Origin of the sequence: Pseudomonas sp. S8 (genome assembly GCF_050473925.1) — a bacterium.
Taxonomy (GTDB): domain Bacteria; phylum Pseudomonadota; class Gammaproteobacteria; order Pseudomonadales; family Pseudomonadaceae; genus Aquipseudomonas; species Aquipseudomonas parakoreensis.
The window spans coordinates 1-17,011 of the sequence record NZ_JBFDVZ010000018.1 but is presented as its reverse complement, the minus strand read 5'-3'; the positions used below and the strand labels follow the sequence as shown (position 1 = coordinate 17,011).

14 protein-coding genes and 2 pseudogenes are annotated in these 17,011 nt (G+C 56.5%); 9 read left to right on the top strand and 7 right to left on the bottom strand.

The window, feature by feature from the left end:
• The 4 genes from AB1J88_RS29435 to AB1J88_RS29420 all read right to left on the bottom strand — a co-directional run.
• Positions 1–1,156 (bottom strand): methyltransferase domain-containing protein (locus AB1J88_RS29435; RefSeq protein WP_430292733.1); only part of this gene is annotated, 1,156 nt, incomplete at its 3' end.
• 4 nt (positions 1,157–1,160) lie between these two features.
• Positions 1,161–2,501, bottom strand: a complete 1,341-nt coding sequence (locus tag AB1J88_RS29430) for an ABC transporter ATP-binding protein (protein ID WP_430290006.1) — start codon at positions 2,499–2,501, stop codon at positions 1,161–1,163.
• Positions 2,491–3,327, bottom strand: a complete 837-nt coding sequence (locus AB1J88_RS29425; RefSeq protein ID WP_430290007.1) for an ABC transporter permease — start codon at positions 3,325–3,327, stop codon at positions 2,491–2,493. The genes AB1J88_RS29430 and AB1J88_RS29425 overlap by 11 nt, the downstream gene beginning before the upstream one ends.
• Positions 3,328–3,503: 176 nt before the next feature.
• Positions 3,504–4,406, bottom strand: coding sequence for a glycosyltransferase family 2 protein (locus tag AB1J88_RS29420; RefSeq protein ID WP_222018736.1), 903 nt, complete (start codon positions 4,404–4,406; stop codon positions 3,504–3,506).
• Positions 4,407–4,949: 543 nt separating this feature from the next.
• Between AB1J88_RS29420 and AB1J88_RS29415 the strand changes: the two genes are divergently transcribed.
• The 6 genes from AB1J88_RS29415 to fabF all read left to right on the top strand — a co-directional run bounded on the left by AB1J88_RS29415 (position 4,950) and on the right by fabF (position 11,791).
• Entirely contained in the window at positions 4,950–5,918 is a 969-nt protein-coding gene (locus AB1J88_RS29415) for a UDP-glucose 4-epimerase family protein (RefSeq protein ID WP_430292731.1), read from the top strand.
• A complete protein-coding gene (locus tag AB1J88_RS29410; RefSeq protein ID WP_430290009.1) occupies positions 5,918–6,946 on the top strand; it encodes an MraY family glycosyltransferase in 1,029 nt (342 codons plus the stop codon). The genes AB1J88_RS29415 and AB1J88_RS29410 overlap by 1 nt, the downstream gene beginning before the upstream one ends.
• 102 nt (positions 6,947–7,048) lie before the next feature.
• Entirely contained in the window at positions 7,049–9,043 is a 1,995-nt protein-coding gene (locus AB1J88_RS29405; protein ID WP_430292650.1) for a polysaccharide biosynthesis protein, read from the top strand.
• Positions 9,044–9,153: 110 nt separating this feature from the next.
• Positions 9,154–9,489 (top strand): ComEA family DNA-binding protein, encoded by a 336-nt coding sequence (locus AB1J88_RS29400; protein WP_430290010.1) that lies wholly within the window; start codon positions 9,154–9,156, stop codon positions 9,487–9,489.
• A gap of 212 nt (positions 9,490–9,701) precedes the next feature.
• On the top strand, positions 9,702–10,499 hold the full coding sequence (locus AB1J88_RS29395) for an SDR family NAD(P)-dependent oxidoreductase (RefSeq protein ID WP_041069437.1): 798 nt from the start codon (positions 9,702–9,704) through the stop codon (positions 10,497–10,499).
• Between the two features lie 17 nt (positions 10,500–10,516).
• Positions 10,517–11,791 carry a beta-ketoacyl-ACP synthase II gene (fabF, locus tag AB1J88_RS29390; protein WP_430290011.1) on the top strand — a complete coding sequence of 425 codons (1,275 nt, stop codon included), beginning with the start codon at positions 10,517–10,519 and terminating at the stop codon, positions 11,789–11,791.
• Here the strand turns inward: fabF and AB1J88_RS29385 are convergent.
• The 3 genes from AB1J88_RS29385 to eat form a co-directional block, all read right to left on the bottom strand.
• Positions 11,788–12,345, bottom strand: coding sequence for a TetR/AcrR family transcriptional regulator (locus AB1J88_RS29385; protein ID WP_108183421.1), 558 nt, complete (start codon positions 12,343–12,345; stop codon positions 11,788–11,790). The two genes, fabF and AB1J88_RS29385, sit on opposite strands and share 4 nt — an antisense overlap.
• A gap of 157 nt (positions 12,346–12,502) precedes the next feature.
• Positions 12,503–12,670, bottom strand: a complete 168-nt coding sequence (locus tag AB1J88_RS29380; protein ID WP_003226857.1) for a DUF2897 family protein — start codon at positions 12,668–12,670, stop codon at positions 12,503–12,505.
• 221 nt (positions 12,671–12,891) lie between these two features.
• A complete protein-coding gene (eat, locus tag AB1J88_RS29375) occupies positions 12,892–14,256 on the bottom strand; it encodes an ethanolamine permease (RefSeq protein WP_430290012.1) in 1,365 nt (454 codons plus the stop codon).
• 427 nt (positions 14,257–14,683) lie between these two features.
• On the opposite strand from eat, the gene kdpF reads away from it, so the two are divergent.
• The 3 genes and pseudogenes from kdpF to AB1J88_RS29360 all read left to right on the top strand — a co-directional run.
• Positions 14,684–14,773 carry a K(+)-transporting ATPase subunit F gene (gene kdpF / locus AB1J88_RS29370; protein WP_007963673.1) on the top strand — a complete coding sequence of 30 codons (90 nt, stop codon included), beginning with the start codon at positions 14,684–14,686 and terminating at the stop codon, positions 14,771–14,773.
• An 8-nt stretch (positions 14,774–14,781) separates the two neighbouring features.
• Positions 14,782–16,478, top strand: a pseudogene (gene kdpA, locus AB1J88_RS29365) (potassium-transporting ATPase subunit KdpA).
• A gap of 10 nt (positions 16,479–16,488) precedes the next feature.
• Positions 16,489–17,011, top strand: a pseudogene (locus tag AB1J88_RS29360) (potassium-transporting ATPase subunit B); the annotation flags it as partial.

Below are 17,011 nucleotides of genomic sequence, written 5' to 3'. Positions count from 1 at the left end.
ACTCGTAAGCATTGTTGATTTTCGGTTTGTATTGATCCGCTGTCTGGGCGTAAGCCGCTTCGACGATGAAGTCTTTTTCCAGTTCTTTAACGATGCGCTCCCACGTGTAGACGTGAAAGTGGAATTCGTTCGGATCTTCTCCGGTTTCGTCTGACCAGTCATTTGGAACGGAAAGTACGATTCGCCCGGACGGGCTTAGGACCCGGTAGAACTCTGCCAGCAATCCAACCGGATCCGGTACGTGCTCCAAGGTTTCAAACGAGGTAATGAGGTCGATCGAGTTATCCGGAATATCGTTCAGCGCTTCCGGCAGCCAGCCTTCTTTGAAGGTGAGTTGCGAATTGACCGCAGAGAAGTTTTTTTCAGCGTATTTGACTGCATAGTTGCTGCCATCAACGCCGAGGATCGAACTGGCGTCCGAGCAGTTGAACAAAGTATAGGCGCCGTAACCTAGTCCGCAGGCCGCGTCGAGGATGCGGTCGCCGTTGCGCACATAGCGACTGGCCAGGAGATAGCGAATGATATGGCCATCGGAGCGACTGCCAGGCTCGCGCGTCATGTCCATGTGCAGGTCGCGCTCGTCTTTCAGCGCTTCCAATGGATAAACGGTGGCGGCTTCCTTGGGAAGCTTCTCAAGCGGTATGGCAATTTTGCCTTGTTCATATTGCAGAGACTGGTAATCGTTGACGCGATAGTAGGCAGGGTGTTTGCGTACGCCGTTTTCGAAGAACAGCATTTCCCAAGCTTTGCGGGCTTCTTTTGTGTCGGGTTCGCAGCTGGTGTCCAGAAACAGGAAGATGTTGCGTTTCGAGACTCTTGGCGCTTCGACAGCCAAACGCTCGAGGGAGAGAGCAGCGTCGTCGGCATGAGTGATCAATACCGTCGAAAAACTCTCGTCGTCCAATAGCAGGTCAGCACCGTCCCATGCAATGAACCGTCCTGGAAGCTGTGCATTGCCGCACTCGGTTTCAGCACCCGGGAAGACGTTGTACGCCTGCACACCCGCCAGCAGGAAGGCCCGCAGCAACTCTGTATCAGGCAGGCCGATATGTAGCACTTTGCCGTTACCACAGGCTGAAAGTACCTGCGAGACCAGTTGTTGGCGTTCCCCTGCCGTCAGTGATGCCGAGCAAATGTTTGTGGTGGAAATAGTCATTGGCTCAGCCCTTGAGTTCGATTGCTTTCATGCGGAGGTCGAGGACACCGCCAAAATGGTATTCGCGGGGCTTGGTAGCCACCGTAAAAAATGCCGCCTCGTCACGCCAGTGAAGAATGCGTTGTTCGGCGTAGTAAGGTTTGCCTTCCTGGGAGATGGCAGCCTGAATTTCGTAAAGGTTGGCGCCCAGACTGCATTCAAACTGAAAATCAACAGAGGACTCGGTGCCGGCAGTGAATGTCTTGGTCCAGAAGGTCTCGCCCGTCGCCAGATTGGCGGCAATGGCCATGTCCTGGTTTAGCGTGCCCCAGGAGTAAATCTTGACGCCTTCCTTGTTGCGAAGACGTAGGCTCACATTCAGGTGGTCAAGATCGACGTTGCAGCGGAAGGACACGCGAATGACAGACGTCTGTGTGGCATAGAAAACCTGGGTTTCTTCGCCCTCGGCGTTCAACACGCGCACATCCAGAACCTCGGCATCCTGATTACCGAAGGAGAACCGGTCTGCAGTTTTCGATTCGGTCTTGGCAGTCTTGTTATCGTCCTTCTGATGTTGCGCAGCCTTGTCGGAAAGGTTTTTCGTCAACTGTTGCAGGTAAAGACTTTCCTGTTCGTGCAGGTTCCTGCGGTAATCGAGGATGACGTCGGCCGAAGACCCGATGCTTTCAATTTTCCCATTGGAAAGAAAGATCGCCCGCTGCGTGAGGGTCCGCACCGATTCTTCATCGTGGGAGACGAACAGCAGGGTTGTGCCATTGCTGGTGAGCTTTTCGATTCGTTCGTAGCAGCGTTTCTGAAACAGTGCATCGCCGACCGCCAAGGCTTCGTCGACAATCAGGATTTCAGGTTTCAGATTAGCCTGGACAGAAAATGCCAGCCTCACGAACATACCGCTGGAGTAAGTCTTTACGGGTTGGTCGACGAATTCCCCGATGTCTGCAAACGACAGGATGTCATCCATCAGTTCGTCAGTCTTGCTGCGACTCAGGCCGTGAATCGCACAGTTGAGATAAACGTTTTCCCGCCCGCTGAATTCCGGATTGAAACCTGAGCCCAGCTCAAGCAGCGCGGCAATGCGCCCATCGACATTTACCGTGCCCGAGGTCGGCGTCAGTGTGCCGCAGATAATCTGCAGCAGTGTGGATTTGCCCGAACCGTTTTTGCCGATGATGCCGACAGACTCGCCGCGTGCAACTTCAAAGTTGATGTCCTTGAGAGCCCAGAACTCATGGTGAAGTTTCTTTGATGGCAAGATCATCTGAAGCAAGCGATCGTGCGCTTTCTCATACATGTTGAAACGCTTGGAGAGGTCATTGACGCGAATGGCAACATCTTTAGAGGACATCAGCAAAGCCTGCGCGAGTTTTTTGGAAGAATGCAAAGCCGAGGCAGCAGATAACAATGCCGACGATATAGCTCGTGCCAAGTGTGTGCATATCAGGGATCTGGCCGAACAACAGGGTTGCGCGGCCATTTTCGATGACAGCGGTCAATGGGTTGATATATAGCCAGCCGCGGTACTCTTCAGGCAAGGCGCTGATCGGGTAGAAAACCGGCGACAGAAACAGCAGTGCCGTGGCGGCCATGCCCGTGACCTGGCCAATATCGCGTATGTATGCGCCGAGTGCGGACAAGATCCAGGATAGGCCTATCACCATCAGGATTAGCGGTATCAGAACAATCGGGAAAAACAGCGCAGTAAGCGGAATCGAGTGATTGAACACCAGTTGTGCTGCCAGCAGCACCGACAGGCTGACGCACAGGTGAAACAGGGCGTTCAACACCGAGGTCGGAGCGAGGGTTTCAATCGGAAAAACGACTTTTTTTACAAAGTTGACGTTGCCAGTGATCAGTTTGGGTGCCGAGTTGATGCATTCTGCGCAGAACGCATGAATGATCAGGCCGGTAAACAGAATCAGCGCGAAGTCGACTTTGGACCCGGTGGCCGCACCGCTGCCGCCCCAGCGCGCATTGAATACGGTTGAAAAGACAAATGTATAAATAGCGAGCAATAGCAGCGGGTTGATAAATGACCATGCTACGCCCCCCACTGAACCGCGATAACGAGATGAAATCTCTCGTTTCGTCAGTTGCATGATCAGTTGGCGATTTTTAATTGCGCTGATCAGCATTCGCAAAGGCGACGTTGGAAATGAATCATGCATGTTCAAGGCAAAAGCTCCAATGGAGGCCGTTCGGTAAGTTGATAGATTGTACGAGCGACGTTATTTAGTTCGCTTGAAGGTGGCGACTGGAAGTAGCCGATGGGTGCAGCGCAATGACTGAAACCCGATTTGACGAATACACCGTTGCCATCACGGTGAAGCTTTCGATTGGTTGTCATCGGTCAAATACCCTTCACGATGGCTGCGAGGAGAAGTCCGATGTTACCTGGCAGTGTCTGGCGGTAGACACCGGCACGCAGCAGTCCAAGAAGGCGGCGCGGCAAGTTGCCTTTTCGCGCAAGGCGAAAGCATTCAAGTTTTTTCCGGTTTTCATTAGTCAGCAGTGCGTGCGCCGAAGTCAGGCAATGGATGTTCTGTTCATTCCAGTTCGAAAAGCGTCCTTTGAGCATCTGGCGAAACCGTGAAAACCGGGCTTTCAATCCGGAGTTGGCCCCGATCAGGTTGTCTTCATGCTGACGATACAGAACGAAAGGTTGTGCGTCGTAGGCAACCTTGCCGCCAGCGCCGGTCACCAGAAGATAGGCCCACCAGTCGTGCGCGACGATCTCCAGATGATCGCCTGCGATGCGCATCAATTCGCGTGCTGCATGGTTGAACACCATCGTATTGCCTCCCGCGATGCTCTGTACCAATGCATTGGCAAACGCCGGAGGACGTGAAAAAAGTGGTGAGCATTCCATGGGCTTTCCGTGCGAGTTCATGCCGCGGGTCCTCCCGCAGTAAAGTGCCGGAACATCCGTGGGAATCGTTTGCAGCCAGTCCAGAGCTGTCTCGAGTTTGGTGTCCAGCCAGATATCGTCCTGATCAGACCATGCATAAAAATCCGCTTGAACAGCCTCGTTGCAGGTGAGAGTCAGGAAATTGGCGGCAAACCCCCGTTTGGGACCCTGGAACACGCGGACACTGTCTGCTGTCTTCAATCCTTCGGAAAACGCCGCGAGAATGTCCAGGGTCTGATCGGTTGATCCGTCGTCGGATACGGCAATTATCCAGTTTTCGTGAGTCTGGGTTGCGATGGAGGCCAGTTGGTCAGCCAGAAAACGTTGACCGTTGTACGTGCACATAAGTATTGCGACACGCTTGGACAATGAGCGGTGGAAGCAATTTGACTTCACGAGTTGGTTTGCCGGGTGAGTGTCCACGCTAGAATCTGATGTTGAGGGGCTATGCACCTAGCACTCCGTTGCGAATAAATGACTCGTTGGTCAGAAAAATCCGTGGCGAGGGCACTAACCGCGAGTCAGCCTCGGAATAACATTGGATGACCAAAGTCAAAACGGGCATTGTAGCGAAAATTACTTTGCCCTAGTAGTGCTTAGCCGCATCTGCGCAGGGATATTGACCGGCGGACAGGGGGCAATCAGGTAGCATGTGCATCCGTCATTTTTATGGCTGAAAAGCATGGTCCGGGTTTACAGGTATCATGGCCGCCATAGACGACAGATCTCAGGCGTTGCCCTACAACAAATCCATTCGGTTTCGCGTGTTCAGTGCATTGGCTTGCTGCCCAGGACGATGCTTCGCGATCACAGCAGACTGCGCGATATGTCGAAGGTGTGGGACCAGGGTTGCTATCACGATGATTTTGCTATTTAAGAATGAGATAGATGAACGCTAGCACCGTATTGGTTACAGGTGGTTCGGGTTTTCTGGGCGGCGCCCTGTTAAGGACATTGGCAAGTCAAAAAGAATACTCCTTGCGCACGGCATTAAGACGTGACTGCAAAAGCCTGCCTGCGTCAGTGCGCGCGTTCAATGTTCCTGGCCTGACTCCAACCGTTGATTGGCAGGCTGCTCTGGTTGACGTCGACGTTGTAGTGCACGCCGCAGCACGGGTTCACGTGATGGACGAGCAGTCGGGCGATCCCTTGACCGAGTTTCGCTTGGTAAATGTCGAGGGCACTCTGAACCTGGCTCGACAGGCCGTGAAAGCGAAGGTCCGTCGATTCATTTACATCAGCTCAATCAAAGTGAACGGGGAGTCTACTGTTCCTGGCAGAGCCTTTACGGCAGACGATCCCTTTTCCCCCGTCGATCCCTATGGCATTTCCAAGTGTGAAGCTGAAGAAGCTCTTCGCCAGTTGGTATCTTCGACGTCAATGGAACTTGTTATTATCAGGCCCGTACTGGTTTACGGGCCGGGCGTGAAAGCGAACTTTTTAAGTATGATCCGCTGGCTGGACCGGGGAGTTCCGTTGCCATTTGGTGCGATCGTCAACAAGCGTAGTCTGGTGAGCCTGGATAACCTGATCGATCTGATACTGACGTGCTTCTCTCATCCAGCAGCGGCCAATCAGACTTTTCTTGCCAGCGATGGTGAGGATGTATCCACAACAGAGCTGTTGATGAAAATCGGTCGAGCATTGAATAAGCCCGCGAGGCTGTTGCCATTTCCGGTGGCTTTTATGCGTCTGGGGGCAAAGCTCCTGGGCAGGGAGGCCATTGCCCAGCGACTTTTCGGTTCTCTTCAGGTTGATATAAGCAAAAACTTACGACTCTTGGGGTGGGTGCCTCCAATGAGCCTCGATCAAGGACTGAACGCGACCGTGCAAGCCTATCTGGAATCTCAAAAGTAATGAACTTCTACTGGATTGTTCCATTGTTGGTGGGAGTTTCGTTCGCCCTGACCGCAGGCTTAAGGCGTTATGCGCTGGCGCGAAGCCTCATGGATGTGCCGAATGACCGCAGCTCTCATTCAGTCCCGACTCCGCGCGGCGGAGGAGTGGCAATAGTGCTGAGCTATGTTGTAGCGCTCTGTATGCTATATGGCTGTGGATTGATGTCATCTGATACCTTTATTGCTTTTCTAGGGGCGGGTTCGGTCACTGCTGTGATCGGGTTTCTGGATGACCATGGCCATATTGCCGCGCGATGGAGATTGCTGGCGCATTTCCTGAGTGCGGGTTGGGGAGTTTACTGGCTGGGGGGGCTCGCGCCCTTTGCCTTGTTTGGATTCTCGATTGATCCAGGCTGGATCGGGCATTTTCTGGCTGTGGTTTATCTGGTGTGGATGCTGAATCTCTATAATTTCATGGACGGTATCGACGGTATTGCCAGTCTTGAGGCGATCACCGTGTGTTTCGGCGGCGTGCTTATCTATTGGTTCAGCGGTAACGCTGATCTTGCATGGCCCGCAGTCCTTCTTGCTGCTTGCGTAGCGGGTTTTTTGTGTTGGAATTTTCCGCCGGCGAAGATTTTCATGGGGGATGCAGGCAGTGGTTTTCTGGGTGTCGTGTTGGGACTTTTGTCTCTACAGGCGGCTTGGATCGCGCCTGATTTACTGTGGGGTTGGCTCATTCTGCTAGGGGTGTTTATTGTCGATGCCACCTTCACGCTGTTAAGGCGTCTGCTTCGCGGCGACAAGGTTTACGAGGCGCACCGGAGCCATGCCTATCAGTTTGCTTCCCGGTCGCATGGCGGTCATATGCCTGTCGCGCTTGCCGTCTGCCTGATCAACTTGCTCTGGCTAATGCCTATTGCGATTGGAGTAGTGCTCTACAAATGGGATGGAGCCTTCGCCCTGATCCTGGCTTACCTGCCTCTGGTATGGCTGGCGGTCAGGTACGAGGCGGGACGACTGGAAGGTCGAACATCAAATAATTGAAAAACAGTGTTACTGTTTAGCGCTGCTGTAAAAGTCGTCTGTATCACAGGATTCGGCGCAAAAATTCAGTTGAAAGGATCGTGCTGAGGAAGTGACGGGATGATGGATAAAATTCGAGCGTATCTGCTGGGATTGCCTCGGCGCCGCAAAAGGTTGATTCAGGTTGCCACCGATATTGTGTTGGTGTGGCTGGCGCTTTGGTTGGCTTTTATCGTTCGGCTTGGCATCGACGATATGTATAACCCGTTGCGCGTCCATTTATGGTTGTTCGCGTCAGCCCCGCTTGTGGCTATCCCCCTGTTTATCCGTTTCGGCATGTACCGGGCGGTCATGCGTTACTTCGGCAACGACGCATTGGTTGCGATCATCAAGGCGGTCAGTCTTTCATCGTTGATTCTCGCGCTGATTGTTTACTGGTACAGCAATCACGAAACTGTGGTTCCGCGCTCCATCATCTTCAACTACTGGTGGTTGAGCATGGTGATCATCGGTGGACTGCGTCTACTGATGCGCCAGTACTTCATGGGTGACTGGTTCAATGCGGTTCAGCATGTGCCCTTTGCCAACCGCGACGATGGCCTGATCAAAGTTGCTGTATATGGCGCGGGGGTTGCCGGTAACCAACTGGTAGCGGCGCTTCGCATGGGGCGGGTAATGCGTCCGGTAGCGTTCATCGATGACGATCCGGGTATTTCCGATCGCTCCATCTCAGGCTTGCAGGTGTACAAGCCCAAGCATATTCAGCAAATGATCGATGTGACGGGCGCGAAGGAAATTCTACTTGCCTTACCCTCTTCGACCCGGGCGAGACGTCGGGAAATCCTTAACTTGCTTGAAGGTTTTCCGCTCCATATTCGCAGCGTCCCGAACTTTACTGATCTAGCCAGTGGCAGGGTCAAAGTTGAAGATATTCAGGAAGTGGATATCGCGGATTTGTTGGGGCGCGACTCCGTGCCTGCCCAACCTGATCTGCTCGAGCGTTGTATCAAAGGCAAGACGGTCATGGTCACGGGCGCAGGGGGGTCGATAGGTTCGGAGCTGTGCCGGCAAATATTTGCCTTGGGCCCGATCACTCTCATTTTGTTCGACCACGGCGAATTCAACCTCTACAGCATTTTGTCAGAGCTAGAGCAGCGTGCTGCCTGTGAATCGATTTCCTTGCGGTTGCTGCCGATTCTCGGGTCAATCCGTGACCCGGCTAAACTCCTCGATGTCATGAAGTACTGGAAAGTCGACACCGTTTATCATGCCGCAGCCTATAAGCATGTACCTATGGTTGAGCACAACATAGCTGAAGGTGTACTCAACAATGTAATGGGTACACTCAATACTGCTCAGGCCGCCTTACAGTCGGGCGTTTCGAATTTCGTCCTGATCTCCACCGACAAAGCAGTGCGGCCTACAAATGTCATGGGCAGCACCAAACGTTTGGCCGAGTTGACGTTGCAGGCCTTGAGCCGTGAGATAGCGCCGGTATTGTTTGGTGACAAATCAAACGTTTCCCGAGTCAACAAAACCCGCTTCACCATGGTCCGTTTCGGCAATGTGCTGGGATCGTCGGGTTCGGTGATCCCGCTGTTCCACAGTCAGATCAAATCAGGCGGCCCGCTGACGGTCACCCATCCCAAGATCACCCGCTACTTCATGACGATTCCGGAAGCCGCGCAGCTGGTCATTCAAGCCGGGTCCATGGGGCAGGGCGGTGATGTCTTCGTGCTGGACATGGGGGAACCGGTCAAAATTGTCGAGTTGGCAGAAAAAATGATCCACCTGTCGGGCTTGAGCATTCGCTCCGAGCGCAACCCGCAGGGGGATATTTCCATCGAATTCACTGGCTTGCGGCCAGGTGAAAAGCTCTACGAGGAGCTGTTGATCGGCGACAACGTAGCAGCCACACCCCATCCGATGATCATGACCGCCAACGAGGATCACCTTCCCTGGGATGTACTCAAGGTGCGCCTGCACGAGTTACTCGTCGCAGTCGAAAAGGATGATTACTCACGAGTGCGCCAGTTGCTGCGCGAAACTGTCAGCGGCTACACCCCGGACGGCGAAATCGTCGACTGGATCTATCAACAACGCCGTCTTGAACCCTGATTGTTTCACATCCTGTAATAGACGCATTTTTGACACCCGCCAACCATCGCCTAAGTTTGGAGAGCAGCTTCGGAAAAGCTGCTTTCTCAATCGATGATGGAGCGTCATTTATGCGTAACGGTTTTTTCTACTCCCTGGTTTTTGCTTTGCTCACCAGTGCTTCAATCGCTGTAGTCGCGGCACCTGCCGTCGTCCCGAACACGGATAATGCAACGATGGTGAGCGATAACGTGACATTGCCGTCGAGTGAAAAGGTCGATCTCAACGGTGCCGACGCAGCCACTCTGCAAAAACAATTGGCCGGAGTTGGCGAGACAAAGGCCAAAGCGATTGTTGCGTATCGTGATGCTAATGGGCCATTCACCTCGGTGGATGAGTTGCTGGAAGTGAAGGGCATCGGCAAGGCGATCCTCGTTCGCAACCGCGACAAGCTGGAAGTGAACTAAGCTGATTATTCAACGCCAAGGGGCCGGTCATTGACCGGCCTTTCTGCTTTCTGGTGGCAGAGATGCGACAGAGGGAGCGCCGTCGCGTCCGTCGGCGAGCTGAAAATTATGGGTATCATATTGTCTTGAGATTATGCCTATAATAATTTCCGTCACCTCCAGGCAAGTGAGCGTTGGAGGCCTATCTCCCAATATGTTTCAGGAGCGCTCTCATGAGTTCAGTCCAGTCTCAAGGTACGGCCGTCGTCACTGGCGCATCGTCCGGTATCGGTGCCATCTACGCGCAGCGGCTGGCAGCGCGTGGTTTTGATTTGCTGTTGGTGGCACGCGATCAACAGCGTCTTGACAGCGCTGCGGGCGAGTTGCGCGAAGCGCACGGTGTAAAGGTCGAAGTGCTCAAAGCCGACCTGACGCAAAAGGACGATGTCCTCAAACTCCAGCAACGCCTGCGCAGTGATTCAGGCATCACGCTGTTGGTGAACAACGCCGGGGTGGCGGCCGATGGCCTGCTGGCCAACTCCGATGCCGAGCAACTGGAGCGTCTGATCCAGTTGAACGTCACTGCCGTAACGTTGCTGGCCTCGGCAGCCGCCGCCAGTTTCGCCAAGGCCGGACGTGGCACGATCATCAACATCGCCTCGGTGGTGGCGCTGTTTCCGGAGCGCTTCAATGCCACCTACAGCGCGAGTAAAGCTTACGTGTTGAGCCTGACTCAATCGCTCAACGCCGAGCTCGAAGGCACTGGCGTGAAGGTGCAAGCGGTGCTGCCCGGGGTTACCCGCACTGAAATCTGGGAACGCTCGGGCATCGACGCCAGCGGTATTCCGGCGGAGATGGTGATGGAAGCTGGCGAGATGGTCGATGCGGCGCTGGCCGGTCTGGATCAGGGCGAGTTGATTACCATCCCGTCGCTGCCGGATGAGGGTGAATGGCAGGCCTTCGTGCGCGCGCGGCATGTCATGGCACCGAATCTGTCGCGCAGCTCTGCGGCCCAACGCTACAAGCATTGATCAGAGGTAACTGTGGTATGAATGAAGGTCGAATTGTTGTCACCGGTATGGGCCTGGTTTCGCCTTTGGGCAGTAACGTCGAGAGGGTCTGGCAGCGCTTGCTCGCCGGGCGCTCGGGCTTGCGCAATTTGCCGGACGCGGTGAGCGCAGACTTGCCGACCCGGGTCGCCGGGATGGTGCCCATGGCGGCGGAAGACGTCGAGGCCGGTTTCGATCCGGACCTTGCCACGCCACCCAAGGAACAGAAGAAGATGGATCGCTTCATCCTGTTCGCCATGGAAGCGGCACGCCAGGCCCTGCTTCAGGCAGGATGGCAGCCGTCCGAGGCCAAGGAGCAGGAGCGTACCGCGACGATCATCGGCTCCGGTGTTGGCGGGTTCGGTGCAATAGCTGACGCTGTACGCACTACGGACAGTCGTGGTCCGCGTCGTCTGTCGCCGTTCACCATCCCATCGTTTCTGGTCAATCTGGCGGCCGGACATGTGTCGATCCAGCACGCTTTGAAAGGCCCGCTCGGCGCACCGGTGACTGCTTGTGCGGCCGGGGTCCAGGCGATTGGCGATGCTGCGCGGATGATTCGTGCCGGTGAAGCGGACATCGCGGTTTGTGGCGGAGCGGAAGCCTGTATTGATCGGGTCAGCCTGGCCGGTTTTGCCGCGGCGCGCGCGTTGTCCAGCGGTTACAACGACACCCCCGAACGTGCCTCACGACCCTTTGATAGTGGTCGCGATGGTTTCGTGATGGGTGAGGGCGCCGGTCTGCTGGTGATCGAATCGCTGGAGCATGCACTGGCACGTGGCGCGCAGCCTTTGGCTGAGCTGGTCGGTTATGGCACCACTGCCGACGCCTATCACCTGACTGCCGGGCCGGAAGATGGCAGCGGTGCGCGACGGGCGATGCAGTTGGCGCTGGCTCAGGCAGGTGTCGCGCCGGATCAGGTGCAGCATCTCAATGCGCATGCGACGTCCACCCCGGTGGGCGATCTCGGCGAGTTGGCCGCCATCAAGGCGTTGTTCGGCACCGAGAATAAAATCGCCGTGACTTCGACCAAATCCGCCACCGGGCATTTGCTCGGCGCTGCCGGCGGACTGGAAGCGATCTTCACCTTGTTGGCCATCCGCGATCAGGTCGTCCCGCCGACGCTCAACTTCGAAAATCCGGATCCGGCGAGTGCGGGTGTAGACATCGTTCATGGTCAGGCACGGTCGATGCCGATCGAGTATGCGCTGTCCAACGGTTTCGGTTTCGGCGGGGTAAACGCCAGTGTGCTGTTCAAGCGTTGGCAGGATTAGTCCTGCGATTGCTTGAGGTGGTCACGCGTGACGTCGAGGATACGCTGGGCAAGCTCGGCGTCAGCGACACTGCGTGACAGCAAGAGCGCGCCGACCAGTGTCGACATGATGACGATGGCCCGGTCGGCGCTGTTATTGCCCTCAAGGGTGCCTTCGATTTGACTCAGTCGGGCATTGAGTACCGCATCACTGGTCGGGCTTGGCTGGCCGCGCAGACCCAGCTCTGAAGAAATGGTCAGCAGCGGGCAGCCTTCGTGCGGGGAGGTCTGATGCCATTCGGAAAGATAAGTGTCGATAAATGCCTGCAGCGGCTGTTCCTGAGCAAAGATCTCGGCGCACAGTCCATCGACTTGAGCGCTCGCCTCCTGCAAGGCTTTTTCGACCAGTTCGTCCTTGGATTTGAAGTGCGAATAAAAGCCGCCGTGGGTCAGCCCCAGTGCTTTCATCAAAGGTTGCAGGCCGGTAGCACCGATGCCGTCTTTGCGAAATCGCGCCGAGGCTTCCTTGATGATCCGCTGATGGGTTTGAGCTTTATGATCTTGCGAGTAACGCATGTGGAACTCTCCGCAACAAGACCACCATCTTAACCAAGGTAAATGAAATGGTGACTGTACTTCTACTTCTTAAAAGCGTGCGGCTGAGTCCAACATGATCCTTAAGGGATACGCTCCACAAAAAACAAACCCCGCCTGATCCGGCGGGGTTTTTCGTTCAGCGATCCTGCGCGTCCTTGATGTCCGCTTCGGCGTTGCGCTGCGCAACGCGCTTGCGTTCCTCATCGGTCAGTTCAACCTTGTTGGCGGTGTCGCGCAACATCATCAATCCGCCAACGATCGAGCCGATTGCAACGACCAGAATCAACCAGGCATACCAGGGCATAACGGCTCTCCTTAATGGCAGCTTGGCGGGCGAAGGCTTCGCCAGCGACGCTGCATACCACTTATGAGCGAAATGACTTCGCAGTGGTTCCATTCTAGGTCGGTTATGTCCGGTGTACCCGAAATCCCTGTAGGAGCTGCCGAAGGCTGCGATCTTTTGACTTTGCCTTTTCAAAAACAAGATCAAAAGATCGCAGCCTTTGGCAGTTCCTACATGATGCGTTATCGCCCCGTTAGCATGGCATCGGCCGGAGCGTCAGCGCGCAACTGACCGGTAAGCATGAAGTAGCCGAAACCGACCGCCATGAAGCCGAGGAAGATCAAGCCGATCAGCGCGTTGAACCACGCCATCGCCACCAGACAAACCACCGCCAGCACCAAGGCAATCAGCGGAATCAGCGGATAGCACGGCGCGCGAAAAGTCCGCTCGAGATTGGGTTCGGATTTGCGCAGTTTGAACAGGCTGAGCATGCTCATGATGTACATCACGATCGCGCCGAACACGGCCATGGTGATCATCGCGGCGGTGAGGGTCATGCCACCGAGGTTGATCAGTCCGTCGCTGTAGATCGCAGCGATGCCGATGATGCCGCCGGCGATGATTGCGCGGTGCGGGGTATGGAAACGCGAGAGTTTCGCCAGCGACGCCGGCAGGTAACCGGCGCGGGCGAGGGCGAAGAACTGCCGCGAGTAGCCGAGGATGATCCCGTGGAAACTCGCCACCAGACCGAACAGGCCGATCCACACCAGCATGTGCAACCAGCCGGAATTGTCGCCGACCACGGTTTTCATCGCCTGTGGCAGCGGGTCATTGATGTTCGCCAGGGTGCGCCAGTCACCGACACCGCCGGCGAAGAACATCACGCCCATCGCCAGCAACACCAGGGTCAGGATCCCGCTGATGTAGGCCTTGGGGATCGTGCGTTTGGGATCCTTGGCTTCTTCGGCAGCCATCGCCGCACCTTCAATGGCGAGGAAAAACCAGATCGCAAACGGAATAGCAGCGAACATCCCGGCAATCGCCGGCGCACCGAACACATCGGAACCGGCCCAGCCATTCAGGGCAAAGCTGCTGAAGCTGAAGGCCGGTGCGACCACACCCATGAACACCAGCAATTCAATCACCGCCAGCACGCAGACGATCAGTTCGAACGTTGCCGCCAGTTTCACCCCGAGGATGTTCAGGGTCATGAACACGATGTAGGCACCGACCGCTGCGTGTTTCGGGTCGAGCGCCGGAAACTGCACATTCAGATAAGCGCCAATCGCCAGGGCGATGGCCGGAGGGGCGAAGACGAATTCGATCAGCGTAGCCAGCCCGGCAATCAGTCCGCCTTTTTCACCGAAGGCTCGGCGGCTATAGGCGAACGGCCCGCCCGCATGAGGAATCGCGGTGGTCAGTTCGGTGAAGCTGAAGATGAAGCAGGTGTACATCGTGGCGACCATGAACGAGGTCACCAGAAAACCCAGCGTGCCGGCGACGCCCCAGCCGTAACTCCAGCCGAAGTACTCGCCGGAAATCACCAGCCCGACGGCGATGCCCCACAGGTGCAAGGTGCCCAGCGTGGGTTTGAGTTGTGTGTTCATGCGCATGCTCCCCGGAACGGTTTGGAAAGCTCGGGGGAGGGCGTTTGCAGTGGGCGTGCCAGTCCTGTGAATCAGGTCGCAATAGGCTGAAAGCTGTCGTTATCCAAGATGTTCATTACCGGATGGGCACATTTTCGTGCGCCAGTTGGGTGCGACGTCGTTAGTGCTGCCGTCTTCGCGGGCAAGCCCGCTCCCACAGGTTTGGCGTTGGAATCAAACTCTGCGGACCACGCAAAAAACTGTGGGAGCCGGGCTTGCCCGCGATGAGGCCCGACCTGACGCTGCAAAACCCCGCTGTAACGCCAGCATAAACCCACTCTTTACGCTTTCTTTATGCCTCGCTGCACCCCTCGGTCTCGTTCCTTTACAGCCTCCTTTCCGACAATGCCTCCACACGCGGCAATACGCCGTAACACGGAGATCTTCCATGAGCGTTCTGGACGGGGTGTCCCTGCTGTTGGCAGCCGGGCTGTTCATTTATCTGTTGGTTGCGCTGTTGCGCGCGGATCGGAACTAGGAGCGGCTATGCACAGTTATGACTATTGGCTGATCCTCGCGTTTTTTGCGGTGGTCTTGCTGCCGGCGCCGTTCCTCGGGCGCTTTTACTACAAGGTGATGGAAGGTCAGCGCACTTGGCTGACACCGATCCTCGGCCCGGTCGAGCGCGGTTGCTATCGGATTGCCGGGGTGGATCCGCAAGCTGAACAGAGCTGGCAGAAGTACACGCTGGCTTTGCTGGCGTTCAACCTCGCGGGGTTTCCTGCTGCTGTTCGCGATTCTGTTGTTTCAGGATCATTTGCCGCTGAACCCGCAAAACCTGCCAGGCCAGGAATGGACCCAGGCGTTCAACACCGCGGTCAGTTTCATGACCAACACCAACTGGCAGTCCTACAGCGGTGAAGTGACCCTCAGCTACCTGAGTCAGATGGTCGGCCTTACCGTGCAGAACTTCGTCAGCGCTGCCACCGGTCTGGCGGTGCTGGTTGCGTTGTGCCGTGGCATCGGGCGCAAGTCGGCCAAGACTCTGGGCAACTTCTGGGTCGACATGACCCGCGCCACGCTCTACGGCCTGCTGCCGCTGTGCCTGCTGCTGGCGCTGTATTTGGTATGGCAGGGCGTACCGCAGACCTTCGCGCAATATGTGAACGCGGTGACGATGCAGGGCGTCGATCAAGTGATCCCGCTCGGCCCGGCGGCCAGCCAGATTGCGATCAAGCAACTGGGCACCAACGGCGGTGGCTTCTTCGGTGTCAACTCGGCGCATCCGTTCGAGAACCCGACCGCGTGGAGCAACCTGTTCGAAGTCGCTTCAATCATCCTGATCCCGGTGGCGTTGGTGTTCACCTTCGGTCATTACGTGAAAGACCAGCGTCAGAGCCGCGCGATCATCGCCTGCATGCTCGCACTGTTCCTGATCGGCGGCGCGACGTCGCTGTGGGCCGAATATCAGCCTAACCCGGCGCTGAACAATGTCGCGGTCGAACAGACCGCGCCGCTGGAAGGCAAGGAAGCACGCTTCGGTACCACCGCCACCGTGCTGTGGTCGGTGACTACGACTGCGGCGTCGAACGGTTCGGTGAACGGCATGCACGACAGCCTCAACCCGCTCAGCGGCATGGTCGCGCTGGTCAACATGATGGTCGGCGAAGTGATCTTCGGCGGCGTCGGTGCCGGGCTCTACGGCATGTTGCTCAACGTGCTGATCGCGGTGTTCCTCGCTGGCCTGATGATTGGCCGCACCCCGGAATACCTCGGTAAGAAACTGCAGGCGCGGGAAGTGCAATTGCTGGTGGTGACCTTGCTGGTCATGCCGGTGGGCGTGCTGGTACTCGGCGCGATCGCCGCTGCTCTGCCTGGCCCCGCTGCGACCATCAGCAACCCCCGGCCCGCACGGTTTCAGCCAGTTGCTGTACGCCTATACCTCGGCCAGCGCGAACAATGGTTCGGCGTTTGGTGGCTTGAGCGCCAACACACCGTTCCACAACCTGATGCTCGGTCTGGGCATGTTGATCGGTCGCTTCGGTTACATCCTGCCGGTACTGGCCCTGGCCGGCAGCCTGGCGATGAAGAAAACCGCACCGATCGGCCAGAACAGCTTCCCGACCCACGGCCCGCTGTTTGTGACGCTGCTGACCGTGACCATTTTGCTGGTGGGCGGCCTGACGTTCTTGCCGACCCTCGCATTGGGCCCAATCGCCGAACATCTGAGCATGGGCTTCTAAGGAGTCAATGATGAATATGCCCGCAATCAAACCCGCCGCCGTGAAGGCGCCGGAACAAGCGAAAACCGCGATCTCGGCCCTGTGGCGTCCGGCGCTGGTGCAAGCTTTCGTCAAGCTCGACCCGCGCCAACTGGTGCGTTCGCCAGTGATGCTGGTGGTCGAACTGACGGCGATTTTCACCACCGTGCTGTGCTTCATCCCGGACAACGTCGTGCCGACGTTCGTCGCCGCGCAGATTGCCCTGTGGCTGTGGTTCACGGTGCTGTTCGCCAACTTCGCCGAAGCCTTGGCCGAGGGGCGCGGCAAGGCCCGCGCCGACAGCCTCAAGGCCGGCAGCGAAGGCCTCAGCGCGCGGCGCAAACTGGCCAATGGCAGCTTCCAGGTCGTGCCTGCCGCCAACCTGCGCAAAGGTGATGTGGTGCGCGTCGAAGCGGGGGAGATGATCCCCGGTGACGGCGAAGTCATCGAAGGGATCGCGGCGGTCAATGAAGCGGCGATTACCGGTGAGTCGGCGCCAGTGATTCGCGAGTCCG

Bases quoted from the DNA above. Each gene is read 5' to 3' on its own strand.
- AB1J88_RS29430 (WP_430290006.1), bottom strand. From the start codon at position 2,501: ATGTCCTCTAAAGATGTTGCCATTCGCGTCAATGACCTCTCCAAGCGT.
- AB1J88_RS29395 (WP_041069437.1), top strand. From the start codon at position 9,702: ATGAGTTCAGTCCAGTCTCAAGGTACGGCCGTCGTCACTGGCGCATCG.
- AB1J88_RS29415 (WP_430292731.1), top strand. From the start codon at position 4,950: ATGAACGCTAGCACCGTATTGGTTACAGGTGGTTCGGGTTTTCTGGGC.
- eat (WP_430290012.1), bottom strand. From the start codon at position 14,256: ATGAACACACAACTCAAACCCACGCTGGGCACCTTGCACCTGTGGGGC.
- AB1J88_RS29410 (WP_430290009.1), top strand. From the start codon at position 5,918: ATGAACTTCTACTGGATTGTTCCATTGTTGGTGGGAGTTTCGTTCGCC.
- kdpF (WP_007963673.1), top strand. From the start codon at position 14,684: ATGAGCGTTCTGGACGGGGTGTCCCTGCTGTTGGCAGCCGGGCTGTTC.
- fabF (WP_430290011.1), top strand. From the start codon at position 10,517: ATGAATGAAGGTCGAATTGTTGTCACCGGTATGGGCCTGGTTTCGCCT.
- AB1J88_RS29420 (WP_222018736.1), bottom strand. From the start codon at position 4,406: ATGTGCACGTACAACGGTCAACGTTTTCTGGCTGACCAACTGGCCTCC.
- AB1J88_RS29385 (WP_108183421.1), bottom strand. From the start codon at position 12,345: ATGCGTTACTCGCAAGATCATAAAGCTCAAACCCATCAGCGGATCATC.
- AB1J88_RS29400 (WP_430290010.1), top strand. From the start codon at position 9,154: ATGCGTAACGGTTTTTTCTACTCCCTGGTTTTTGCTTTGCTCACCAGT.
- AB1J88_RS29405 (WP_430292650.1), top strand. From the start codon at position 7,049: ATGGATAAAATTCGAGCGTATCTGCTGGGATTGCCTCGGCGCCGCAAA.
- AB1J88_RS29380 (WP_003226857.1), bottom strand. From the start codon at position 12,670: ATGCCCTGGTATGCCTGGTTGATTCTGGTCGTTGCAATCGGCTCGATC.